The sequence below is a fragment of the Paenibacillus barcinonensis genome (assembly GCF_003217495.1).
Classification (GTDB): domain Bacteria; phylum Bacillota; class Bacilli; order Paenibacillales; family Paenibacillaceae; genus Paenibacillus; species Paenibacillus barcinonensis.
Genome location: NZ_QJSW01000002.1, coordinates 439144 through 455416 on the forward strand (window position 1 = coordinate 439144; position 16273 = coordinate 455416).

Annotated in this window: 21 protein-coding genes; 2 read left to right on the top strand and 19 right to left on the bottom strand. The window is 47.6% G+C overall.

The window, feature by feature from the left end; all coding sequences use genetic code 11:
- Window positions 1–43: 43 nt before the first annotated feature.
- From nusB to DFQ00_RS05655, 19 genes are all read right to left on the bottom strand, one after another.
- Window positions 44–496: a transcription antitermination factor NusB gene (nusB, locus tag DFQ00_RS05565; protein ID WP_110895277.1), complete on the bottom strand. Its 453-nt coding sequence runs from the start codon at window positions 494–496 to the stop codon at window positions 44–46.
- Window positions 497–712: 216 nt separating this feature from the next.
- Window positions 713–946, bottom strand: a complete 234-nt coding sequence (locus DFQ00_RS05570; RefSeq protein ID WP_110895278.1) for a DUF2273 domain-containing protein — start codon at window positions 944–946, stop codon at window positions 713–715.
- Window positions 947–960: 14 nt separating this feature from the next.
- On the bottom strand, window positions 961–1500 hold the full coding sequence (gene amaP, locus DFQ00_RS05575; protein WP_110895280.1) for an alkaline shock response membrane anchor protein AmaP: 540 nt from the start codon (window positions 1498–1500) through the stop codon (window positions 961–963).
- 149 nt (window positions 1501–1649) lie between these two features.
- Window positions 1650–2060, bottom strand: coding sequence for an Asp23/Gls24 family envelope stress response protein (locus DFQ00_RS05580; RefSeq protein WP_110895282.1), 411 nt, complete (start codon window positions 2058–2060; stop codon window positions 1650–1652).
- Window positions 2061–2276: 216 nt separating this feature from the next.
- Entirely contained in the window at window positions 2277–3620 is a 1344-nt protein-coding gene (gene accC, locus DFQ00_RS05585) for an acetyl-CoA carboxylase biotin carboxylase subunit (RefSeq protein WP_110895284.1), read from the bottom strand.
- 56 nt (window positions 3621–3676) lie between these two features.
- Window positions 3677–4153 carry an acetyl-CoA carboxylase biotin carboxyl carrier protein gene (accB, locus tag DFQ00_RS05590; RefSeq protein ID WP_110895448.1) on the bottom strand — a complete coding sequence of 159 codons (477 nt, stop codon included), beginning with the start codon at window positions 4151–4153 and terminating at the stop codon, window positions 3677–3679.
- Between the two features lie 138 nt (window positions 4154–4291).
- Window positions 4292–5122, bottom strand: coding sequence for a SpoIIIAH-like family protein (locus tag DFQ00_RS05595; RefSeq protein WP_110895286.1), 831 nt, complete (start codon window positions 5120–5122; stop codon window positions 4292–4294).
- 76 nt (window positions 5123–5198) lie between these two features.
- Entirely contained in the window at window positions 5199–5837 is a 639-nt protein-coding gene (gene spoIIIAG / locus DFQ00_RS05600) for a stage III sporulation protein AG (RefSeq protein ID WP_110895288.1), read from the bottom strand.
- Between the two features lie 24 nt (window positions 5838–5861).
- A complete protein-coding gene (spoIIIAF, locus tag DFQ00_RS05605) occupies window positions 5862–6692 on the bottom strand; it encodes a stage III sporulation protein AF (RefSeq protein ID WP_167433615.1) in 831 nt (276 codons plus the stop codon).
- Window positions 6693–6724: 32 nt separating this feature from the next.
- A complete protein-coding gene (gene spoIIIAE, locus DFQ00_RS05610) occupies window positions 6725–7879 on the bottom strand; it encodes a stage III sporulation protein AE (protein WP_425271005.1) in 1155 nt (384 codons plus the stop codon).
- Window positions 7880–7935: 56 nt separating this feature from the next.
- Complete coding sequence (gene spoIIIAD / locus DFQ00_RS05615; RefSeq protein WP_110895294.1) at window positions 7936–8325, bottom strand: stage III sporulation protein AD; 390 nt, start codon at window positions 8323–8325, stop codon at window positions 7936–7938.
- Window positions 8326–8356: 31 nt separating this feature from the next.
- A complete protein-coding gene (gene spoIIIAC, locus DFQ00_RS05620) occupies window positions 8357–8560 on the bottom strand; it encodes a stage III sporulation protein AC (protein WP_017687585.1) in 204 nt (67 codons plus the stop codon).
- A gap of 29 nt (window positions 8561–8589) precedes the next feature.
- Entirely contained in the window at window positions 8590–9108 is a 519-nt protein-coding gene (gene spoIIIAB / locus DFQ00_RS05625) for a stage III sporulation protein SpoIIIAB (RefSeq protein WP_110895296.1), read from the bottom strand.
- Window positions 9101–10105 carry a stage III sporulation protein AA gene (spoIIIAA, locus tag DFQ00_RS05630; protein ID WP_110895298.1) on the bottom strand — a complete coding sequence of 335 codons (1005 nt, stop codon included), beginning with the start codon at window positions 10103–10105 and terminating at the stop codon, window positions 9101–9103. The genes spoIIIAB and spoIIIAA overlap by 8 nt, the downstream gene beginning before the upstream one ends.
- Window positions 10106–10337: 232 nt before the next feature.
- The gene (locus tag DFQ00_RS05635) at window positions 10338–11591 is read right to left on the bottom strand and encodes an aspartate kinase (RefSeq protein ID WP_110895300.1); all 1254 of its coding nucleotides are present in this window, start codon (window positions 11589–11591) and stop codon (window positions 10338–10340) included.
- 191 nt (window positions 11592–11782) lie between these two features.
- Window positions 11783–12340, bottom strand: coding sequence for an elongation factor P (gene efp, locus DFQ00_RS05640; RefSeq protein WP_110895302.1), 558 nt, complete (start codon window positions 12338–12340; stop codon window positions 11783–11785).
- A gap of 70 nt (window positions 12341–12410) precedes the next feature.
- Window positions 12411–13484 carry a M24 family metallopeptidase gene (locus tag DFQ00_RS05645; protein ID WP_110895304.1) on the bottom strand — a complete coding sequence of 358 codons (1074 nt, stop codon included), beginning with the start codon at window positions 13482–13484 and terminating at the stop codon, window positions 12411–12413.
- A 39-nt stretch (window positions 13485–13523) separates the two neighbouring features.
- Window positions 13524–13967, bottom strand: coding sequence for a type II 3-dehydroquinate dehydratase (gene aroQ, locus DFQ00_RS05650; RefSeq protein ID WP_110895306.1), 444 nt, complete (start codon window positions 13965–13967; stop codon window positions 13524–13526).
- A gap of 77 nt (window positions 13968–14044) precedes the next feature.
- Window positions 14045–14551 (bottom strand): YqhR family membrane protein, encoded by a 507-nt coding sequence (locus DFQ00_RS05655; protein WP_425271006.1) that lies wholly within the window; start codon window positions 14549–14551, stop codon window positions 14045–14047.
- Window positions 14552–14869: 318 nt separating this feature from the next.
- On the opposite strand from DFQ00_RS05655, the gene DFQ00_RS05660 reads away from it, so the two are divergent.
- Together DFQ00_RS05660 and DFQ00_RS05665 are read left to right on the top strand one after the other, a co-directional pair.
- Complete coding sequence (locus DFQ00_RS05660; protein WP_110895308.1) at window positions 14870–15862, top strand: DUF1385 domain-containing protein; 993 nt, start codon at window positions 14870–14872, stop codon at window positions 15860–15862.
- A 5-nt stretch (window positions 15863–15867) separates the two neighbouring features.
- Window positions 15868–16203: a hypothetical protein gene (locus DFQ00_RS05665; protein ID WP_110895310.1), complete on the top strand. Its 336-nt coding sequence runs from the start codon at window positions 15868–15870 to the stop codon at window positions 16201–16203.
- The last annotated feature ends 70 nt before the right edge of the window (window positions 16204–16273 follow it).

Here is a 16273-nt window from a genome sequence, read left to right on the forward strand (position 1 = left end):
TCTCAAAAGAAAGCTGGCCTGCCTGCTCGTTTAAGAACGCTGGTCAGGATAATTTTTGCTTGATGCTGTCTACTTCCTGAATCATACGCCCAAGCACACCATTAACAAACTTGCCAGACTCGTCCGTACCAAAATACTTGGACAGCTCAATTGCTTCGTTGACCGAAACTTTAGCCGGAACATCGTCACGGAACACCATCTCATACGTAGACAAACGCAAAATTTGGCGATCAACACGCGACAAACGGCTGAGCTGCCAGCCTTTCAAATAATCAACCAGCAAACCATCAATGGCTTCCTTGTGACTCCAGGTACCCTGCACCATCTCGGTAACATAGCTGCGCATTACTTCTTCATTACGGATAACAACTTCCGTTTCATTTTCTTCCGCTGCTTCATTGATGAGCATATTCACCGCTTCAGCTGCGCTCACTTCATTCATTTCCATCTGATACAGACTTTGTACTGCAATTTCCCTTGCCAAACGTCTTTTCATGTCCTGCCTCCTGCAGCGCTCTTCTCAGAGCGTCATCATGCTTATTTTAAAAATCAAGGCACCATCCACTACCCTATTTAAAGGATACCCATGACACCTTGCTCCTACTTGCGCTCTTTTCTCACAAAAAAACCTGCAAAACGTTTCCTCCGAAAATCGGGCAACTCAAACTAAAGTTCTATTTTCGGAAGAAACATATTGCAGGGCTCAGACAGGTTATTTGAACGGACGCCAACGATCCCCAAGCCACTCTCGCAATTCCCCCCAGGGAATAAACGAGCCAAGCTTCGCATCGCTTCGTCTGCCAAACGTATAACCGATGAACACCAAGAGTGCAAAGAACAACATATCCCAGAAACCGATCCAAACATAAAGAAACCCTAACAAAATACCAAAAGCAACGCCAAGAATGCGGCCCTTGTAGTTATCCCAAATCTCTTTCCACAACATCAGTGAAACTCACCTCATTCCACGCGACTCTTGTAGTTAGGCGACTGGGTTACATTAGCAATATACACGGTGACAAAAGAAACCGGAATGCCCGTAATTTCTTGCACATGATCGTGTATCGCCCTTTGAAGATCCGTTGTCAACGCTGGAATAGGTGTCTCACCATCCACAACCGCCCGAATCTTGATCTCCAGTCCCGACTCCACCACACGAATACGCGCCTTGACGTCACGTACACCACGGAAACGGGAAGTTGCCTTCAAACAGAGATTTTCAATCGTCTCCATCGAAATTTGCACATCCCCGAACTCGGTACGCTGATCCACAGATGGCAACGAGCCGCGTTGACGCCGAATCGAGATGTAGAAAAAACGCAAACTCAGAACAAACAAAATCGCTGCTGTGACGATTGAGGCCACAATCACGTTTTGTTCCTGCTGGTAATTCAATTCGTATGGCAGCACACCGCTAATCAGTAAAATAACTGCTGCCGATATTGCTCCTACGCTTATGCTGTATATAAACAACAGAAGCCGATCCAGAATTTTAGCCACGAACTGCACAGCCTCCCTTGCTCACTCACATTACTAAACCTGCTGAAGGGTATGACGAGCATATCCTTGTCCAGCCAAAAGCAGGATATCGAAGACCTGTCCAAGACGGGATAACCCCCGGCAAGTGTGCCGGGGGAATCTGTCTCTTTTTATTTTACACGTTGCGTGTTCAGGTCAACTTCTTCCACTTTTTCAGGACTCTTGAACTGAACGTCATGAATATGCACATTCACTTCATTCACGTTAAGACCCGTCATGTTCTCAATGGAGCGCTTCACGTTTTGCTGAATTTCAGTTGCAACCTGCGGCAGACGGTATCCATATTCAATAATAACGGACACATCCACTGCAGCTTCACGTTGCCCTACTTCAACCTTAACCCCTTTGGAGAGGTTTTTGCGGCCAAGCAGCTCCGCGAATCCGCCCGCGAATCCACCACTCATGCCTGCAACACCTTTAACCTCCACTGTTGCAAGTCCAGCGATCACTTCAATAACTTCAGGTGCGATCTGGATTTCACCGATATCCGTACGTTCAAATTCAGTCGGTAGTGTACTCATAAATGTTTAACACACCTTTCGCGAGATAAGTTTGCGGCCATCCGTCAGGGCGCCGGTTCATATCCACAAGCTCCAGAACCCTTCCGGTCCGGCTTTACCGGAACTCCTGCAGCCTTTCCGCTGACGCGGGCTTATCCAGTGCAGGAGACATGCGCTCTTATTATTACATACTATATCATTTGAGCTGGTTTATGACAAACAAGCCCAATATGACTGTTAAATCTCGTTTTCCTCAAGAAATTTAATATCAAAATCTCCGCGAATAAACGTTGGATGTTCAAGCAGTTTCTGATGGAACGGAATCGTTGTAGATATTCCCTCAATCGCAAACTCTGCCAGTGCACGCTTCATCTTGGCAATGGCCTCTTCTCTGGTTGCTCCCCATACGATCAACTTCGCAATCATAGAGTCATAGAAAGGCGATATTGTGTACCCTGGATAGGCTGCACTGTCTACGCGAACACCAGGTCCTCCTGGCGCGAGATAAAATCCGATTTTACCAGGTGAAGGCATGAAATTACGCTCAGGATCTTCTGCATTAACCCGGCACTCAATCGACCAGCCGTTAATCACAACATCCTCCTGACGGAAAGAGAGCGGATGGCCTTCTGCCACAGAGATCATTTCACGGATCAGGTCGACGCCCGTTACCATCTCTGTTACTGGGTGCTCCACCTGAATACGAGTATTCATCTCCATGAAGTAAAACTCGCCCGTTGGACTGAGAAGAAACTCAAGCGTACCCGCTCCCGAGTAATCCACCGCAAGCGCCGCACGGACAGCAGCTTCTCCCATGAGAGTACGCACTTCCTCATTCAGCACAGGACACGGTGCTTCCTCAACGAGCTTCTGACGACGGCGCTGAACCGAGCAATCACGTTCGCCAAGATGCACAGCATTGCCATGTTTATCGGCCATGATTTGAATCTCAACGTGCTTCATGCCTGTCAGGAACTTCTCCAGATACACACCCGCGTTGCCAAACGCCTTCTGTGCTTCCTGCTGAGCAGCAGTGATCTGTTTTACCAGCTCTTGCTCGTCTTCAGCAATACGAATTCCTTTACCCCCGCCACCTGCAGTAGCTTTGATAATTACAGGGTAACCGATATCACGGCCAATCATAATTGCTTCTTCCGTTGTTTCAACAAGGCCGTCCGAGCCTGGGATAACAGGTACACCCGCATCCTTCATCGTCTGCTTCGCAACAGCCTTGTCCCCCATCTTTGTAATAGCCTCCGGCGATGGACCGATGAACGTAATATTGCAGGAACCACAGATTTCCGCAAAGTCAGCATTCTCGGCCAAAAAGCCGTAGCCCGGATGGATAGCATCACATTCCGTCAGAGTAGCTACACTCATCAGGTTCGTAAAATTAAGATAACTGTCTTTGGACAGCGTTGGTCCGATACAGTAAGCCTCATCTGCCAAACGGACATGCAGGGAATCCTTATCTGCTTCCGAGTAGACAGCTACTGTCGATATACCGAGTTCACGGCACGCACGAATAATTCGTACAGCAATCTCGCCGCGATTGGCAATCAAAATTTTATGAAATTTCATTTGGTTATTGTCCTCCTTCGAAGCTCATGCGGCTGCTGTTCGCCCGTTATAACAGGTTATTCTGGTTTTACCAGGAACAGAGGTTGTCCATACTCGACAAGCTGTCCGTTCTCAACCAGCACTTCAACGATTTGTCCCTTGATGTCAGCATCAAGCTCGTTCATCAGCTTCATAGCCTCGATGATGCATACCGTTGTTTTCTCAACAACTTTATCACCCACGCTTACAAAAGGACCTGCTTCCGGTGAAGAGGCTCTGTAAAACGTACCCACCATCGGAGATACAATTTTATGTAAATGACTTGTTGTATCCGCTTGAGGAGCAGGCTCATTCACAACTGCAGTAGCTGCTGGCTGTACCTGTTGTTGCGGAGCAGCGATCACTTGCGGCTGGATTGCAGCAGCTTGCACTATTTCCGTTTTGCCGGGCTTGCGGATCGAAAGACGTGATCCTTCATTTTCAATTTCCAATTCCTGAACGGAACTTTCATCCACCAATTTAATCAGTTCTTTAATTTCACTCAATTTAAACATTTCCATTATTCACTCCTTCGGCATCATGCCAGTCTCACGAGGACGGTCATATGGCTTTATGTATTATATCATAATCATTAAAAATGGAAAGAGCCCGAGAGTCGAACACGCTCCCGGCGCCCTTTACCACATTACCGATTACTGTTCCGTGACATATTGCACACTGATTTTATTTTGCGCTACAGATAATTCTTTCATCACCAGATCAACGATCGAAACCGCTTGTTTGACGTCCAATTTTTCACTTAACACCACCACTTTATACTTGTCTGCTTCCTCCTGAACGATGGCATTTGGATACTGCTGGGACAGTGTTTCTTCGATACCTGTAATTTTGGCCTGTTTATCTTCCAGCGCCCGTATCTGCTCTGTTGCTTTTGCATTTTCCTCCGGTGTTTTGCTTAAATCACCCGCCACCGTCAGCAGTTCCTCATACTTGCGATTGTTGCTCTCCTCACGCTGCCACTGGTAATTCTGGAATTGACTGCTGGCCGATACTGCCGTATTTTGCTGCTCCATCTCTTTGAGTACTTCTTCATCCGTCTTTGTTGCGTTCCCCTCTGTTTTACCTTCTGTTTCAGGCGCGGCTGTCGTTCCTTTTTCTGTAGTTGCATCCGGCTTCTTGCCGTTCTCACCTTCGGTTGCTCCCTGATCTCCTGCGGGCGCTTTCTCCTTATTGCCTGCTTCCTGTCCCTCTGCCCCTGACGCGTTACCGGCCGGATCTGCTGCACTAGCATCATCGGAAACCTTCCCACCATTAACCACCTCGTTGATCACCAGGCCATCTGTAGGGTCCATAATGCCAGCTGTCTCTTTCGCCTCTCCCTGCTTCATGCCATCCACTTGCTGACTGTCAGCCACAGGTGGATTTACAGGCCCCGAATCCTCCGTAAAGAGATAATACGCGGATAAAATAACCATCAGACTCAGCATGGAAACAAGCCATATCGTTTGACGTTTGTTATTCATTTATAACATCCTCCTCAAAATAGTGTTGATTGTGGCAGAATCATGCCTATATCTCGCAGCTCATGGATGAATGATCTTAATCCTGCTTGCGCGGAACGACCGAAATACGGTAGGCCGCAACGTTTAAACCTTTTTCAACAGCATCTGTTATCAGATCCTTGACCACCTTGTTCTCCGCACCTCTCGCCACCACAAGCACACCACGTATTTGCGGCTTCAGCTTTTTGGTGACAATCGGCGTCTGATCCCCTGATATTTCATAAGTAATAATCTCGCCGTCCCGGGTGTATTGCGTCATATGGCGTTTGCCGCCATTTGCATCCGTCTCTTCGGTAAGTTGCTGTGAATCTTTAACGTTCCGCTGAACGACCAGCTCTTCTGTTGAATCAACGGTAACCATTACATCAACCGTACCTACGCCGACGATATTTTCCAGAATCCCTTTCATTTTGTCTTCAAAAGCGCTCTCGATCGCCTGGAAAGGATTCTCTTCAAGCAGCTCATTCTGCATAGCCGACATCGAAGTTGCCTGCTCCGGCGGTTCACGACCAATGTTCTCGGAATCAATTTTTTTGACGTTAACAAAAGAATTAAACAGCATGATGCCTACCCCGATCAGTCCAAGAATGATCAGCCAGCGGAAGGTTTGACTTCGCTTTGCCCCATTTTCCCCGCCGCTCATCCAGGTCTCCAGCTTCTTGAGCCACCGTTTCATTGTTTCCCCTCCTTCTCCGTGCTGTTACAGCACTTCAGCTTGTTTCATCTCGGTCACCTGCACTTGACTCGCATCAATCTTCCATTGCTCGGTTAACAGCGTAATAATCTGGACAGCATGTTCAGATCGTGAAGCGCTAGCTGGCTGTGAATCATAGCCTTCATCTGCGCCTTGTGCAGCAACTGATTCTGACGTTTGATTGGAAGGTGTGACATTGCTGCTCGGGGGCTGACCTTTTGACTCAACCTGTACCTTGGAAATTTCTATCGGCTGAATCTCGATTGGCTGAGACCCTGGCTGATTCGCTTCAGCTTCATCTGTTTCATGCGTGGCAAAGATCGGTCGATCTATCGGCGCCTGCTCGTCTGCTTCTTTCTTATCTCCACCCGCCATCTGTACTGCAACACGCTGAATGACAGGCAAATCCACCGAAGAAGCTATTTCTGCGTCAGCACTTTGTTTCTTCATCGCTAGCTGCACCTCGACAGACTGCACCTTCGCACCAGTTGTATCCTCGATCTGTCCTTTCATCACGTTAGCCAGTTCTTTGGCCGTCCAACGGAGGGACTGCTGTTGTTCATTGGCTTGCAGCTGTCTACCTTTCGCCAGAATCTGTTCCAATGTTGCCTGCCCATCTGAGGGTGCATCCATTGCAGACATCGCTCGTTTCAGCTCGCTTACCGGATCACTTCGCAGCAGTTTGGTAATCGGTGACAGCAGGGTTAGCAGAATAAGGAGGCTCAGCACAAGCTTGACGTAACGCTCCATGGAACGATTCGGAAGCAGCATGTCAACAAATGTCGCTAACAAAATGATCAAAATCAGATCCTGTAGCCAACTGCTCAGCCACCCCATCCTCACCATCCCCTTTCTCTGTCTGCAATCCTTTATCGCATCATGACGGTCAGATTCCCTGCGGTTAGTAAAATGGTGATTGCCAGAAAAAACATCAGTCCAACGGCCGCCAGTGCGGCAAAGACATAAATCATGCTTTTGCCAATCGCTTGCAGACACTCCACAATGGGTGTATCCCCCAGCGGCTGCATAATCGCACCGGTCACGTTGTAGATTAAGGCCAGCGCCAGTATTTTGATTGCCGGAAAAGCACACAGAAACAAAATTATAATGACGCCTGTCAGCCCAATTGCATTTTTGACCAGTAATGATGCCGTTATGACCGTATCTGTTGCATCTGCAAAGGTTCTGCCGACCACAGGCACGAAGTTGCCGGCAATGTATTTGGCCGCCTTTAAACTGACGCCATCTGCAACAGAGCCCGATGCTCCCTGTACCGAGATGACACCAAGAAACATCGTCAGCAGAATACCCAGCAGGGCTACGCTAATATTGCGCAGCAGGTCCGCCATCTGTGTCAACTTGTACTTGTCTGAGATTGAACTCACCAGATGCAGCACAGCTGAGAAAAAGAGAAGTGGGAACACCAGCAAGTGAATCAGCGTGCTTACCATGTGGATCATGAATATGATCAGCGGGTGCGTTACCGATACGGTAACGACATTCCCCATGGAGGCCAGTAATGTGAATAAAAGCGGGACCATCGCCATCATAAAGTTAATCATGCTGGATATGGCTTCTTTGGCATAACCGATTGCAACGCTGAAGCTGTTGATTGCAATAATAATAATGACCATATAACAGATGGCATAAGCGATTTTGCTAATATTATTTTTCTCAAAGGCAGTCTGCAGTGTCTCTAGAATCATGCTGAGTACCGTTAACATAACAATCGTGACTAGCAGTTTGCCGTTATATAAAACCTCATGTAGCATAAATGTGCCAATCGCGGAAAATACAGCTTTAAGACTGAAGCCCTCATTCCCGGGTATTAACATATCCATGAAAGATGGCGTCTTGCCTTCGGGAAAAAAACCTCCATATTGCTTCATAAGCTGATCCCAGTATTTCTCTACCTGATCCTTCGGAAGCTGATCAGCCTGCTGCTGCATCCACTCGTTCGAAGGCGCACTGGCCATAACCTGCCCGAGCATGCCAAACATCAAACAAATCATCATCACCATCATGAGGTGCCAGCGCGGCTTGTCATGCAGAGATTTCATCGGTTGTCCGCACGCCCTTTCTACACCGGCATCAGTTTCATGACGGTTTCAATAATAATGCTGATGATTGGAATTGCCAGTACGAGAATCAATACCTTGCCAGCCAGCTCAATTTTGGATGCAATGCTTTCTTGCCCCGCATCCCTGACAATCTGAGCGCCAAATTCAGCAATATAAGCAATGCCTATAATTTTCAGGACCGTTTTGAGATAGATGCTCTCCATGCCCGACTGTTCAGCAAGACGCTTGAGCACTTCGATAACGGCTCCAATCTTGCCAATCAGCAGCATGAAAATGACCACACCGGCTGCTGCCGCAATCAGAAAGGCAAACATCGGCTTCTGTTCCTTGATGACGAGAATCAGTACGGTTGCAATGAGTGCCAGACCAACAACTTGAATAATCTCCACGGGTCACCACCATCCGGCTTCATGACCGTTCTTATTGAAAAAGAAATATGGATTTAATCTCTTGCAGCAGGCTGTCCAGCATACGGACGACCATAAACAATACAACGACAAATCCGATGACGGTCACCCAGTGAGCCATATCTTCCTTTCCCATTTGTTTCAGCACTGTATGAATCATCGCAATAATGATTCCAATGCCCGCAATTTGAAAGATTGCGTTCACTTCTAAATTCATGACCTTGGCACCTCGCTATCCCGGCTATTTCAGAAGATCAGAATGACGATTAACGCTCCGACAAGCATCCCCAGGCTGCGGCTCATCCGTTCATACTTCACTTGATCGGCCTGTGCGCGGGACTCCTCATGCATAAGTTGCTGTATAGCTAATGAAATGTGTTTGGTCTGATCCTGACGATCACTGGTGCCAAGGCTGAAGCTTAATTGCATCATAACTTCACGCTCGTCTGACTTCATGGCAGATCTTCCCCACGCCTGCTCGACACCGGATTGAAGACTCTCTCTGGCCGTGAGCCCGAGAGGGGGCTCCATCTGTGCTGCAGCATGCATAAATAGAGTCCTCACCGGTTCTTTTGTCTGTGCCCCCATCTTGCTCATCGCGTCTGGAAGCGGCGTTAGACCATAATTGATCTCTGTCATCAAACGCTGGAGTGCAGCGATTAATTCTCGAAGCTGCCTTGGACGCAATGCATATTGTCTCGCCTTATAAAAGCCTGCAAGTGAGCTGGCGATCATAATCAGCACTGCACCGAACATATTAACCAAAGGCTTCACCTCCTGCCCCGGCATGTTGCATGCCTCGCATCTTGCCGTCAGCCAGCTTGAAGCTCATGCCTCGGCTCGTCCGTTGCAGCAGCACATACCGCTGAAACATCTGCTCGGTTATTAACGTTCTCAAGGCAGGTCTGGCCGACAGCTCTGCCAGATCCCGACCGTGTGCAGTCGCGATAACGGAAACCCCTGCATGCAGAGCCTCCATCACCGCTTCGGCATCCTCCGGCCGGCCGATCTCGTCCACAATGAGAACATCCGGCGACATTGAACGAAGCATCATCATCATGCCCTCTGCCTTCGGGCATCCATCCATGACATCTGTCCGTGGCCCAACATCAAATCCGGGTACTCCCTTGTAGCTCCCTGCAATTTCAGAACGTTCATCCACAATGCCAACCTTTAACCTCGGGCGTATACCTTGTCTCATTTCGTTACCGGACGCCAGCTTTGTACCACTGCTAATCTGTCTTGCCAGATCACGTAGCAACGTTGTCTTTCCTTGTTGAGGTGGAGACAAAATTAACGTATGCAGCACTTGTCCGCTATTCATATCCAGCAGATAAGGAAGAACTGGGTCAGCGATGCCTTCAACTTCTCGGGCCACCCGAACGTTGAATCCGTTAATATCCCGTAAATATTCTACACGCCCTCCACTCAGCACGGTTCGACCAGCAAGTCCAATTCGATGTCCGCCGGGAATCGTGATGAAACCTTTTCGTAGCTCCTCTTCCAAGGTATACAGGGAATGATTACTTATGAGATCAAGCAGTCTGTGCGTCACTTCCTTCTGGGGAATATACGCCTCTTCCGGTTTACCCGTCATCAAGCCCTCTGCCGTAAGAAAGTGGTAGGTGTTGCCCGCATTAATCTCCAGGGGTCTGCCTTCTCGAATACGAACTTCTTCCACTTGGTCCAATTGGGCAGGTGGCATTCTGCCTAAGATGGTTCGGATCGGTTCCGGAAAAAGGTCCCTCCATTTCACTTTCATGTGTAGGCTCCTCCAACTTTGTCATTCATCTTATTTTTCATCTCTGACATTTGTTCATATCTCAAGTTTATGCCTGTACATTCATTTTATGACGCTAAATCTATCAATTATCATCAGGGCTACTGCGAGGGTTGGAAGATAATATATGCAAACAACGGTGCATACCAAAAAGAGGTGTACCCTGCCCTATCGGCAACGGTACACCTCTTCATCAACCTATTTTTACAATCCGTTATCTGCGGACTTGCGGTCCACCGATCACAGCTTGCTCTTCTGTATCCAGATCATATGCTGTATGCAATGCTTTAATCACATCATGCAGCTTCTCTCCATCAATAACACAGGAAACTTTAATTTCCGATGTGCTTACCATTTTGATGCTTACGCCTTCGCTGGAGATCACTTTAAACATTTTGGCAGCCACACCCGGATGACTTACCATACCTGCGCCTACAATCGAGATTTTAACCAGGTTCTCTTCGGAGGTTACTTCACGATATGGCAGGCGGCTGTGCAAGCCTTCAATGACATGCAATGCCTTTTCGCGATCCGATAGCGCAACGGAGAACGAGAAGTCCGCTTTGCCATCCATCACGCCGCTCTGTACAATGATGTCTACATCGAGCTGCTCGGCAGCAAGTGCACCGAATACTTCAGCCAGCACACCAGGCACATCGGGTACTCCCAAAATGCTGATACGTGCTACATTTTTATCATATGCTATCCCACTTACCACTACGCCTTGTTCCATTGCTGCTTCCTCCTTAACAACCGTTCCTTCATTATGGTTAAAGCTTGATCTTACAATCAAAGGTACACCGGAATGCTTCGCGTACTCTACCGCACGAGGATGCAACACCGCTGCTCCAAGATTCGCAAGCTCCAGCATTTCGTCATAAGAAATTTCCTTCAGCTTGCGTGCCACTTTGACGATCCGTGGATCTGTGGAATAGATTCCGTCCACATCCGTATAAATTTCGCAAGCGTCGGCCTGAATGGCTGCGGCCAGTGCAACCGCTGTCGTATCCGAGCCGCCACGGCCCAAGGTGGTGATCTCACCATCTTCCGTCATGCCTTGGAAACCGGCTACAATAACAATATTGCCCTCAGCCAGAGCTGCTTTGACACGTTCAGGACGAATATCCTGAATGCGAGCCTTGCCGTGAACCGGCTCAGTGCGGAAACCGGCCTGCCATCCTGTGAAGGATACCGCCTTGCGTCCAAGTGCCTGTATAGCCATAGACAATAACGAGATCGAAATCTGCTCTCCTGTTGTGAGCAGCATATCCATTTCACGAGCAGGCAGATCGCTGTTCAGCAGCTTTGCCTGATCAATCAAATCATCAGTTGTATCTCCCATGGCCGAAACCACGACAACACATTGATGTCCTTCATCCGCTTTTTCCACAACACGACCGGCTACACGCTTCATGCGCTCTGTATCTCCGACCGAGCTGCCCCCAAATTTCATGACGTACAATGACAACGCAAATCCACTCCCTACCTTGTGCAGTTATGCATAAATTGATGTCTTTCGTCATTATTCTCTCCGAGAAATGACTTTAACCCAGTATATTACGAAAGCGCCTGATAGGCTAATCTTTTTTCAAAAAAACCCTCTGCCGATGAGTGGCAAAGGGTTTTCATTCACGCTTAATAGCTTACAGCGTATGAAAGTTACGCACGGGAAGAGTATTTACCTTCACGTGTATCAATCAACAGCATATCGCCTTCGTTAATGAACAAAGGAACTTGAACGTTCAAGCCCGTTTCTACTTTAGCGTTTTTGGTAGCGCCTTGTGCTGTGTTCCCTTTAACGCTTGGCTCTGTTTCAATAACTTTCAGTTCAACGCTTGTAGGCAGGTCGATACCGAGAATTTCACCTTGGTAGCTGACGATTTTCACGTTCATGTTTTCTTTCAGGAAGTTCAATTCCCATTCCAGTTGATCACTTGTCAACGTGAACTGATCATAAGTTTCGTTGTCCATAAACGTGTGCTCTGTGCCACTTGCATACAGGTAAGATACACCACGGTTCTCGATGATGGCACGACCGATTGTTTCGCCTGCACGGAATGTTTTTTCAACGGTATTGCCGTTACGCAAGTTTTTCAACTTAGAGCGTACGAAGGCAGCGCCTTTACCTGGTTTAACATGTTGGAAATCAAGTACGGTATAAATATCGTTGTCTACTTGTACGGTCAAGCCTGTTTTAAAATCGTTAACTGAAATCACAAAAAATCCCTCCTGGTATAAGTAAAAAGTGAGTGATATGAATTATTTCATATCTCAAGCAGCTGGCAGATTATCCAATAACGGTGAACTTCTTGTCCGATTTCGTGAGGATATGGATACCTGTTTCGGTAATCACCACATCGTCCTCAATCCGTACACCGCCAAGTCCATCAATGTAAATCCCTGGTTCAACAGTAACCACCATGCCCGGTTTCAACACATCATCGCTGAGCTTGGACAGACGTGGAGCTTCATGAACTTCCATACCCAGACCGTGGCCCGTGCTGTGTCCAAACTGATCTCCGTATCCGTAGCCTGCAATGATATCCCGTGCAAGTGCATCTGCTTCCCGTCCGGTCATACCTGGTTTCAGATGCTCCAGCGTATGTAGCTGTGCTTCCAGTACAATATCATAAATCTTGCGAAGCTCAGGAACAGGGTTGCCTGTAGCAACTGTACGTGTCAGGTCGGAGCAATATCCGTCCAGCAGCGCACCAAAGTCAAATGTAATGAGTTCGTCCTGTCCAATGACCTTGCTGCTTGCCACGCCGTGAGGCATTGCAGAGCGTTCACCCGAAGCGACAATGGTATCAAAGGAAGAACTCGTCGCTCCATGCTTGCGCATGAAAAACTCCATCTCCAGATCCACTTCACGTTCAGTCATGCCTGGTTTGGCAAATTGCAGAACGTGGCTGAACGTGGCATCAGCCAAGTCTGCCGCCCGCTGCATAACCGCAATTTCGTCCGCATCTTTAAACATGCGAAGCTGCTCTACCAACCCGGATACAGCTTTCAGCTTAACGGATTGCAGTATTTCTACATAAGCAGCATGTGTACCGAATGTGACTGAATCCTGCTCAAAGCCTACTTCCTTGAGGTTAGCAGCTACGAGCAGATCCCGCACAGAATCCATCGGTTTAACACCGTGCTCCAGCACGTTAAAACCTTTGGCTTGCAAGGATGCCTGCGCCATATAACGGAAATCAGTCAGCAGGTATGCTTCATTTTCCGTGATAAGCACATAGCCTGCCGAGCCCGTAAAGCCCGTCATATAACGACGGTTGATCGGATTTGTAATCAGCATTGCTTGTAGTTCACGCTCAGCCATCGCCTCGCGTAACTTGTGTACTCGTTTGTTTTCCATCGGTAACCCTTCTTTCTCTCACATTCCCGGGTTCCCGGCTCAGGTTTGTTTGTCCAGATGACGCACGAGAGCCAGCAATCCCAGTTCATAGCTTACTTCGCCAAATCCGGCAATCTGCCCGATCGTTTCTGCTGCAAGCACTGAATGATGTCTGAACGCTTCGCGTGCATGAATGTTGGATAGATGAACCTCCACGGTAGGAACCTTCACGGCATTGATTGCATCACGTATAGCATAGCTGTAGTGGGTAAACGCCCCGGCATTCAATATGATCCCGTCTGTCTCACCCAGAGCAGCATGAATGCGGTCAATGATGTCCCCTTCATGGTTGGATTGATAAAAAGCGATGGAGACACCCAATTGCTCTGCCTGTCTGCGAATGTTGTCTTCAATATCCTTCAGACTCATCGTGCCGTAGATGCCTGGTTCACGAACTCCAAGCATGTTCAGGTTTGGGCCATTGATCACAATAATTCGTTTCATTGCTTCTCCACCCTCTCTGCAAATAACCATCTGCTATTTTAACACAGCCATTGCCGGATTGAGAAGCTTTTTTGCGTCTAGGCTCCGGCGTGCTCCGGCTCCCTTTTTCGTTCGTCCGTATACTCCATTGCCACGGTATAACCAATAAACAAGCCCCAGAGCAGGAAGAAGCAGATTTCCGTAATGATAGAATCCCATGTCAACCGATTCAGCGGCTTCATCATCCCGAGCTTGGGACCTACCAAAACAAAGAGAATCACCCACCAAACGATGCCATACACCATGCCCGGAAAAGGCCCTTTTAATTTTCGGATAGTAAAGGTGTATAACAGGCTAGTCAACATCGAAAACAGTATGAAACACAGCCATCCGGTTAGATGCCCTGCCGGAGTATAAATATACTCATGTTTAAAAAACGGCTCAGCCAGAAACCCGACAGGCACTACAGTAAAATGCAGCAGATGGAACAGCCAGTGGATGCCGCCCCAGATCAAACCGGCAAAGAACCCCAGCTCCAGTGCAAAGGAGAACGGATTCGTATAATAGTGTGCATCTCCCTGCTTGGGAGTCGAACGCCGTCCCATCACCTTGTCATCTCTTTTATGCGGACGCTGCCGCTGAGAGCTCTGGTCTGTTTTTTCATCGTGGCGATCACGACCTGACATTCCCTCGTCATTATAATCCGTCATGCTTAACGTCCCCTTCTTTGTCATGTGCTCTTGCGATATGCTAGACATTTTCTCACAGTTCTAGGGCGTAGTATGTTCAAAAAAGGACAATCTTAACAGCATCACCTGCGGATTACCTCGTAAACTAGAAATTGCTCACAAAATTCGATACAATAAGGATATTAAACTGCCTTTCACTGTAAAGGCGTAGAACAGAATAGGAAGGTGAATGATTTGCCTCAACAATCCAAGCCTGTCAGCTACGGGGGGCAAGCTGTCATTGAAGGTGTAATGTTTGGCGGAAAACACGTTAACGTTACAGCTGTTCGTAGAAAAGACGGCGAAATTACGTATCTGGAAGTTCCCAAGCAAGACAAGTCCTGGGTCATGAAATTGCGGCGGATTCCGTTATTGCGAGGAATTGTCAGCATTATAGATTCAAGTGTCAAGGGCAGCAAACATCTAAATTACTCTGCTGACGCTTATGCTGATGATGAACTGGAGCCGGAAGAAAAGGCCAAACAAGAAGAGAAGCAAGGTTCCGGCTGGAGCCTTAGTATGATCATTGGTGTGACCGCTGTAGCCATTCTTTCCTTCCTTTTTGGCAAAATTGTGCTGACGTTGCTTCCTGTTGTGATCGAGGACTTCTTATTTAAAAATGCATTCAACAATCAATTTTTGCATAATGTATTGGAAGGTGTTATCAAGCTGATTCTGCTGCTCGCCTATCTGTGGTTAATCTCACAAACACCGATGATTAAACGTCTGTTCCAATATCATGGAGCAGAGCATAAAGTTATCAGTGCTTATGAAGCCGGAGAAGAACTGACACCTGAAAATGTGCAAAAATACAGCAGACTGCATTATCGCTGCGGAAGCAGCTTTATCATGCTGACTGTAATTATCGGTATATTCCTGTATTCTGTATTTACTTATGACAGTCTGTGGGAACGTATGGGCCAGCGTCTGCTCCTGCTTCCGGTAGTATTAGGAGTTTCATTTGAACTTCTCAAAATCACGAATTCGCTTCGTGATATTCCTGTCCTTCGTTATCTCGGATATCCAGGTCTCTGGCTGCAACTGCTCACCACCAAAGAACCGACAAATGCACAAGTGGAGGTTTCCATCGCATCGTTTAATCGCATGCGTGAACTGGATGCCAAGCTCGCGAACGTCTCTACGGCAACTGAAGTTCCTGTAGCTACATTTGATCCTGTGAAAGGGTGAATGATATGAATAAGCAGGCCATTGTATTCTGGACGGTAATCATACTGGCTACTTTTGGAATTATCGGTATATTGGGCAGAGCTTCCTTGTCCAGTATTCTTATCCCTCTGATCGTGTTCGGAGTTGTGTTCCTGTTGTACAAATATCCGCCTGCACGTTGGTCACGCAAAGCCAAGACACCCAAGATCAAACCTTCGGCTAAAACGATGGCTAAAGTGAATGCACAGAATAATGCTTCTGCCCGGAAAAGCAGCTCTTCCAGAAAACGCAAGGATTACCCTTTCCAGGTCATCCAGGGACAGAAGGGCAAGAGCGAAGAGGATATTCCAAAATATCATTAATTTCATCCATTCCTCTTGCACATATACTCCAAAAAAAGCAATTCTCACCTTGGTGGGAATTGCTTTTTTT

Excerpts from the sequence above, each read along its gene's own strand:
- nusB (WP_110895277.1), bottom strand. The coding sequence starts at position 496 with ATGAAAAGACGTTTGGCAAGGGAAATTGCAGTACAAAGTCTGTATCAG.
- DFQ00_RS05570 (WP_110895278.1), bottom strand. The coding sequence starts at position 946 with ATGTTGTGGAAAGAGATTTGGGATAACTACAAGGGCCGCATTCTTGGC.
- DFQ00_RS05580 (WP_110895282.1), bottom strand. The coding sequence starts at position 2,060 with ATGAGTACACTACCGACTGAATTTGAACGTACGGATATCGGTGAAATC.
- accC (WP_110895284.1), bottom strand. The coding sequence starts at position 3,620 with ATGAAATTTCATAAAATTTTGATTGCCAATCGCGGCGAGATTGCTGTA.
- accB (WP_110895448.1), bottom strand. The coding sequence starts at position 4,153 with ATGTTTAAATTGAGTGAAATTAAAGAACTGATTAAATTGGTGGATGAA.
- DFQ00_RS05595 (WP_110895286.1), bottom strand. The coding sequence starts at position 5,122 with ATGAATAACAAACGTCAAACGATATGGCTTGTTTCCATGCTGAGTCTG.
- spoIIIAG (WP_110895288.1), bottom strand. The coding sequence starts at position 5,837 with ATGAAACGGTGGCTCAAGAAGCTGGAGACCTGGATGAGCGGCGGGGAA.
- spoIIIAF (WP_167433615.1), bottom strand. The coding sequence starts at position 6,692 with ATGGGGTGGCTGAGCAGTTGGCTACAGGATCTGATTTTGATCATTTTG.
- spoIIIAE (WP_425271005.1), bottom strand. The coding sequence starts at position 7,879 with ATGATGGTGATGATGATTTGTTTGATGTTTGGCATGCTCGGGCAGGTT.
- spoIIIAC (WP_017687585.1), bottom strand. The coding sequence starts at position 8,560 with ATGAATTTAGAAGTGAACGCAATCTTTCAAATTGCGGGCATTGGAATC.
- spoIIIAA (WP_110895298.1), bottom strand. The coding sequence starts at position 10,105 with ATGAAAGTGAAATGGAGGGACCTTTTTCCGGAACCGATCCGAACCATC.
- DFQ00_RS05645 (WP_110895304.1), bottom strand. The coding sequence starts at position 13,484 with ATGGAAAACAAACGAGTACACAAGTTACGCGAGGCGATGGCTGAGCGT.
- aroQ (WP_110895306.1), bottom strand. The coding sequence starts at position 13,967 with ATGAAACGAATTATTGTGATCAATGGCCCAAACCTGAACATGCTTGGA.
- DFQ00_RS05655 (WP_425271006.1), bottom strand. The coding sequence starts at position 14,551 with ATGGGACGGCGTTCGACTCCCAAGCAGGGAGATGCACACTATTATACG.
- DFQ00_RS05665 (WP_110895310.1), top strand. The coding sequence starts at position 15,868 with ATGAATAAGCAGGCCATTGTATTCTGGACGGTAATCATACTGGCTACT.